The following is an 893-nucleotide window of genomic DNA, read 5'->3' as shown; positions in this document are numbered from 1 at the left end:
CGTCAGGGCATCGCCGCGGCCATCGCCATGACGACGGCGCCGATGCCGTCGGCGCCCGGCCGCACCAGCTGGGCCACCAATCTCGGCTACTTCAAGGGCGAGACGGCGTTCGGCGCCTCGCTGGCGCATCGGCTCGATCTTTTCGACGAGCCCTTCGCCGTGACCGCCGGCTATGCCTATGGCGGCGGCGAGAGCCACGCCGCCCGCATCGGTCTGGCGGGCGAGTTTTGACGGCGCAAGCCGCCGCTTGGCACGAGACAGCCGATCGGCCGTCCGTTTGCTCGCTGGAGCAACCGACAATGGAGGCTCAAGCCCGCGATGGCGATCTGGCGAGAGGCAAGGGCATGACGGCGCGCAGGGCAACCAGACCGTTGCGGAAGCGGGTACCGGCGATGCTTCTGGCCGCGCTGTCGGTATTGGCAATTGCGCAACCGACCGTCGCGCAGTCGCAAGAGCAACAGCCGAAGAAAACGCAGAGGACCGCCAGGCCGGCCGAGCCGAAGCCGGCCAATATCGACCGCAATGGCGTGCTGATCCTGGTGCGCACCTCGCTTCTGGCGCTGGACCAGGCCAACAAGACCGGTAACTATACCGTGCTGCGCGATCTCGGCGCGCCAGGCTTCCAGGCCAACACCGCGGCAAAGCTTGGCGAGATCTTCGCGCCGCAGCGCCAGCAGGCGCTCGATCTCGGCGGCGTTGCCGTGCTGGAGCCGCAGCTGACGCTTCTGCCGCAAATCGAGCCCAGCGGCATGCTGCACATGGCGGGCTTTTTCCCCTCGGTGCCGATGCAGGTCAATTTCGAGCTGCTGTTCGCGCCGCATGAGCGGCAGTGGAAGCTATTCGGCATCTCGGTCACCTTGAGCAACAGCGCTCCCGAAGCGCCTGCAGCCGAA

The 893-nt window shown here is 67.1% G+C and carries 1 protein-coding gene and 1 pseudogene; both read left to right on the top strand.

What is annotated here, in order from left to right; translation table 11 throughout:
* Positions 1-231: pseudogene (locus EN949_RS35455) on the top strand (hypothetical protein); the annotation flags it as partial.
* Positions 232-344: 113 nt separating this feature from the next.
* A partial coding sequence (locus tag EN949_RS35450) for a hypothetical protein (RefSeq protein ID WP_245472586.1) occupies positions 345-893 on the top strand: 549 nt, incomplete at its 3' end.

It is taken from the genome of Mesorhizobium sp. M7A.F.Ca.US.007.01.2.1, assembly GCF_003998165.1.
GTDB classification, from domain to species: domain Bacteria; phylum Pseudomonadota; class Alphaproteobacteria; order Rhizobiales; family Rhizobiaceae; genus Mesorhizobium; species Mesorhizobium ciceri.
This window is presented reverse-complemented; position numbering and strand designations above follow the sequence as displayed.